General features: G+C 63.8%; 3 protein-coding genes and 1 pseudogene. 1 reads left to right on the top strand and 3 read right to left on the bottom strand.

All coding sequences use genetic code 11. The features are described 5' to 3' along the window. On the bottom strand, positions 1-189 hold a 189-nt coding region (locus EQG76_RS10310), incomplete at its 3' end, for a hypothetical protein (protein WP_159713077.1). Between the two features lie 15 nt (positions 190-204). On the opposite strand from EQG76_RS10310, the gene EQG76_RS10305 reads away from it, so the two are divergent. Next, complete coding sequence (locus EQG76_RS10305) at positions 205-705, top strand: hypothetical protein (protein ID WP_159713075.1); 501 nt, start codon at positions 205-207, stop codon at positions 703-705. Between the two features lie 47 nt (positions 706-752). Here EQG76_RS10305 and EQG76_RS10300 read toward each other — a convergent pair whose 3' ends face one another. Together EQG76_RS10300 and EQG76_RS10295 are read right to left on the bottom strand one after the other, a co-directional pair. Then, positions 753-4,955, bottom strand: a complete 4,203-nt coding sequence (locus tag EQG76_RS10300; protein WP_159713073.1) for a Pls/PosA family non-ribosomal peptide synthetase — start codon at positions 4,953-4,955, stop codon at positions 753-755. 32 nt (positions 4,956-4,987) lie between these two features. Further along, a pseudogene (locus tag EQG76_RS10295) lies at positions 4,988-5,242 on the bottom strand (diaminobutyrate--2-oxoglutarate transaminase); the annotation flags it as partial.

Below are 5,242 nucleotides of genomic sequence, written 5' to 3'. Positions count from 1 at the left end.
CAGCAGTTCGCCACCCAGCCCCAGGAGCGCGCCGGCGAGGAATGGGCGGAGGCTGGCCTCCCTGGCCTCGTCCAGCTGGAACTCCGGGCCGAAGATCAGGTCGAACGAGGTGTAGTCGTTGTCGGTCTGGTCGAGATAGCGCGCTCCTTCCAGCGAAAGATCGGTGCGCAACTGGCTGGGGATCGCCATCTCGAGGTCATAGCGATGCGTCAGGTCCAGGCCGAAGGTGGCGGAGAAATCGCTCTCCCGGGCCTCCTCGTCGTCATCGTCCTCATCATCGTCGTCGTCACCATCGCCGTCATCATCGTCATCGTCATCGTCATCGTCATCGCTCGGCTGCCCGTCGCCGGGCACCCGGCTCCTCCCGCCCAGCTTTGCGACGTTGTCCGGGTTGGTCTCGTAGCTGAGGCCGAAGGAGATCGCGGCCTCGAAGTGATGGCGGGAATTCTCGACGTCTCGTGCAACCCGGTTCCTGCGCCGCCGTCGTCAGACGCCTCATCGTCTTCCTCTTCCTCGTCACTCTCCTCGTCGTCGCCTTCCTCTTCATTGTCCGCGGCCAGCGCCTCACCTTCGTCGGGAATGGCCTCGGCCGACAGCCGGGGAAGATCGGCGGCCAGGATCAAGGGCTCGTCCGCCGAGGCCGGCACTGCCATCGACCCCAGCATCGACGTCAACAGCACAGCCAGCCGCGGTCGCATCGGATGATCCTGAAAATACTGAGGGACTATCAGCAGACGCTAGTTGAGGACGGGCTATGCTGCGCGCTGTTTCGGGTGGGCAGGAGCGACTGCGTTCGCCGGGCGGCGGATTGACGGAGCGCAGGCAATGTCGGCGGCTTGCGCGACATCAGCGACTTTCTGGGCTGGATTGCCCAGCCAAGTGGAGCCCGCCGCTACCGCCTCGCCCTTCATGAGGAAGGAGTCGGCAATCAGCGTGGCACCGTCGCCGACCATGGCGCCATAGTGGATGAATGCCTTGATCCCGATGGTGCAGTCTGCGCCGAGCGTGATGTGGTCGGACTTGAACGTGCCTTCCTCGAGCGAGTGGCCCTGAATCACGCTGATTGCATTCAGCATGCTGCCATCGCCGATCGTCACCAGGCTCCGCTCGGGAATGACGCAGCCATCGTCGAACACGCGGCCACCCATCTGTACGCCGAGCAACCGCCAGATCGTGTTCTTGAGCGGCATGCCGTTGAACAGGTTCAGGATCAGGGGCGGCATCACCAGCTTCCAGTAGCGCTCGTGCCGCCAATAGTACCGATCATAAATCGAGCAGAACCGCGGAGTGAGCTGTCGGAAGCCCATGGCTGCGCGCTCGATCAGAGCGAAGTAACCGATGCTGAACATAAGCAATGCAAACGGAACGACGGTTAATGGCGGCAGCCCGAAGCTGTGATAGCTGTCAAAGGTGGCAACAGTCAAGAGAGTGATCCCGAACAGGTGCAGCCAACGAACGTGCAGGAAGATTGCGATAGTTGCAGCGTTGTAGCGGTTCTTCGCCGACAAGCGCCGCTGAAATTCTTCCCCCGACTTCAGTTCATCGAAGGCATGGTCACGGCGCACAGAGCGCGGGATCTCGAAGCAGGGTGAGCCGAGAAGGCCGACACCGGTGCGGACCTCTCCATCCAGCGGAACCATGACCTTGGTGGCCAGGAGGCAGTCGTCCCCGGTCCTAGCGCCTGCCGGGTAGGCGATATCGTTGCCGAAAAAGCTGCGGGCTCCCAACGCCACCCGTGACATTCGGAAGGACGTGCTCGACACGTGGGTGTTCATAAGGGACAGGCCGTCCGACAGCATCGTGCCGGTGCCGATCGAGCACAGATAGGGGCTGCCCTGCCTCAGCGAGTTGCCGACATTCGACCCGGTCTGCTTGACGATCGAAAGATCGTACCCAAGGCCGCGGAGGTAGTGGACGACGAAGGAACTATCGCCGAACAGTTCCATGAAGAAGGCGCTATTGGTCCACCGAGTAATCACTCGCTGTACCATATAATGCAAGCCATAGAGCGGGTAAACTTTGTCCTCGACAATAAGTTTGCCGAGGACTCTGGGTATGGTGAACGACAGCACTAGACCGAGCAGGATACCGCCAAAGAACAGCAGATACGTGGCGGCCAGCCACTCCACATAAAACGGCCAGCTCATAAAAGCCAAGTGATCTGGAGCGTGCAACTTCTGGAGTAGCGGGAACTCCATCAGCACCATGCTGATGATGCTGAGCCCGAACGGGATATAGAAGAGAAGAATGCGAGCGAGTTGCAGCATGGCATAGACTGCCCGCCGCGACGTACCACAGCTGCACGGTGTGACTGACTGGTAGTCGGTATCGGTTCGCCGTGCTGGTGTTCCGTGCCACCGCTCCTTGTCCGGGATTACCTGAAAACTGTACAAGGAGGAGGCATGGCCGAGCTGGCTACCAGCGCCCATTGAGGCATGAATATCGATCACCGTTTCCTCGCCGACAAACGCGTTCGGCCCGAGGGTGACCCTCCCGGTCTGGATTCTTCCTTTCTGCGCTCGGTAGCAGGTGAAGAAAGATTCCTCGCGAATGATCGCGCCATCCCCGATCGTGAGCAGGTCTGTGCAGATTGGCATGTGCCTGGAAAAGATGACAACGCCTCGCCCAATTCTGGCGCCTAGTGCCTTAAGGTAGAGGTTGTAGATCGGTGAACCGAAGAGCATCGCTAGTGGGCTTGAGCGGATCAACCGCTGGATGAACCAGAAGCGCAGGTAGGCTCCACTCCAAACTGGAATCTCAGCCTCTAGCCAGCGTCCGATCAGGAGCCACTTGAGCGCGATCGGCAAGATGCAGAACAGAATGAAGCACGCATCGCCGAACACCAGGGAGCGCAGGTAGATGTCGAGCAGGTTGCTTCCGGAGGAGATCCACTCGTAGCCGCCGATGAAGAGGAACAGGCCCAGGCACGAGGACAGCAGGATAGCGAATACCTGCACCGTTCCGCAAAGAAGATAAGATGCAGTACCTACTACCGGGGCTGCTTCTTTGCTCTCCTCCGTCGGCGGCGCTGTCTGTACCTTATCTCGTTCAAGTAGAGCCTGGATCAGCTGGCGAATGGTCGGATGCAGGTACACATCTTTTATCGAAATGGACGCCAGGTCCGGTATTTTGCGAACTTGCGCGCAGAAATGCGCCATCAGCAGTGAATTGCCACCGAGTTCGTCAAAGAAATGCGCATCGATCGAAACACTATCGACGTGTAGCAGGCCCGCCAGCAGCTTGGCCAAGGTTGCTTCCTTACTGGAGGTCGCGAGCGCGAACTTGTGCTGCATCGCCAAGCTGCGCGGCCCCTTGGGCCGTGGCAGGCGTTTGCGGTCGGCCTTGCCGCCGGCGAGCATCGGGATGGCCTCGAGCTGCTCGAGGAAGGCCGGCACCATGTAGGGAGGCAGGCACTGGCGCAGCTCGGCGAAGACCCGGCCGTGGTCGAGCGCGGGTGCACCGTTCTGCAGCGTGTAGTAGCCGGCCAGCTCCACCAGGCCAGGCTCCGGCTCGACGGTGGTGACGACGGCCTGAGCCACACCCTCGGCCTGGAGCAGGGCCGATTCGATCTCGGTCAGCTCGATGCGATAGCCGCGGATCTTGATCTGCGTGTCGATGCGGCCGTGATACTCGATGGCACCATCCGCGTTGATCCGGCCGAGATCGCCGGTCCGGTAGATCCGCCTGCCCGGATTGTGCGCGATCCCGATGACGTCCCGGACGAAGGCGCGCTCGGTGAGATCAGCGCGATTGAGGTAGCCATCGGCCAGGCCGATCCCGGCGATGCCGATCTCGCCGGTCTCGCCGATCGGGAGCGCCCTGGCCTCTGCCGGGTCCAGGATCACCACGCTGTAGGTGGGCAGTGGGCCTCCGATGGTGACGGGCTTGCCGGGGTCGACCACCGACCAAGTGGCGGTGACGGTGGCTTCGGTGGGGCCGTAGACATTGAGGAAGCGGCGGTCCGGCCGGTGCCAGCGGGCGATCAGTTCCTGCGGGCAGGCCTCGCCGGAGACCAGCAGGAAGCGCAGGCCTGGCAGGTCCTGGTCCAGGGTCGCCAGCACGGTCGGAACGCAGCACAGCGCGGTGACGGCCTGGGCGTCGAGGAAGTCCCAAAGGTCCTGGCCCAGCAGGTTGGGCCCCGAGGGCTTGGGCACCAGGACCGCGCCGACGGCCCAGGCCACCCAGATCTCCTCGACCGAGAAGTCGAAGGCGATCGTCATGCCCTGGTAGACCCGGTCCTCCGGCGCGATGCCGTAGGTCTCCGCAGCGACGCGAACGAAGTTGCAGATGGCCGCCTGGGATATCGCCACGCCTTTGGGGCGGCCGGTGGAGCCCGAGGTATAGATCACGTAGCAGAGCTCGCCGGCAGGCTCCCCGGCCTCGATCACCGTCAGCCGGTGCGCGGGCAGCGCCGCGATCGCGGCCTCCGCCTCGTCGAGGCAGATCAGCGCCATGGGAAGATGGGCAAGGCGGTCGCGCAGCGGCACCAGCGACAGCAGGCACCGCACCCCGGCATCCTCGACGATGTAGGACAGCCGGTCGGCAGGGAAGCCCGCGTCCAGCGGCACGTACACCGCGTTGATCTTGAGCACGGCGAGCATGGCGACATAGGCCGGTATCGCCTGGTCGAACATCAGGCCGATCCGGTCACCGGGCTGCATGCCGCCTGCCCGGAGGTGCCGGGCCAGCCGGTTCGCGCGGGCTTCGAGATCGCCATAGGTGACCATGACGTCACCGGCATCGACGGCCGGACGGTCGGCCTGCCCGGTCGCCTGCAGCCGGTCGCAGGTCGCCTCGAACAGATGATGCAGCCGTTCGCCCGCGCGCCAGCGAGGCTCGTGGTGCGCACTGGCATCCACCAGGATGCAGGGTGGTCTGGCCGGGTCCGGGGTGGCTGCCGGCTCCGGCAACTCGACATCCTGGGCGCGCGCCAGCGCGCCGGGAATCTCCAGCATGATCGCGCTCCCGCTCGTGGTGCGGAGGTCGGCTAGGCCACGGCTGCGGTGTCGGCGGTCGCCGCGGTGATGGCGGTGGCCAGGATGGAGCAGGCGGCGTCGACCACTTCCTCGGTAACGTTGAGGGGCGGCAGCAGTCGGACGACGCAATCGTCACGGCCGCCGCACTCCACGATCAGGCCCCGCCGCAGGCAGTCCGCCTGCACCTCGCGCGCCAGGGCGCCGGCAGGGCTGCCGTCCCGCGGATCGGCGAGCTCCACGCCCCACATCAGGCCCATGCCCCGCAC

The organism is Geminicoccus flavidas (genome assembly GCF_009806515.1).
In the GTDB taxonomy this organism is placed as follows: Bacteria; Pseudomonadota; Alphaproteobacteria; order Geminicoccales; family Geminicoccaceae; genus Geminicoccus; species Geminicoccus flavidus.
Note: the sequence above shows the minus strand (reverse complement) of the source record. Positions and strands in the feature narration are given on the sequence as shown.

Coding starts and splice junctions, on each gene's coding strand:
- EQG76_RS10305 (WP_159713075.1), top strand. CDS start 205: ATGCGTCAGGTCCAGGCCGAAGGTGGCGGAGAAATCGCTCTCCCGGGC.
- EQG76_RS10300 (WP_159713073.1), bottom strand. CDS start 4,955: ATGCTGGAGATTCCCGGCGCGCTGGCGCGCGCCCAGGATGTCGAGTTG.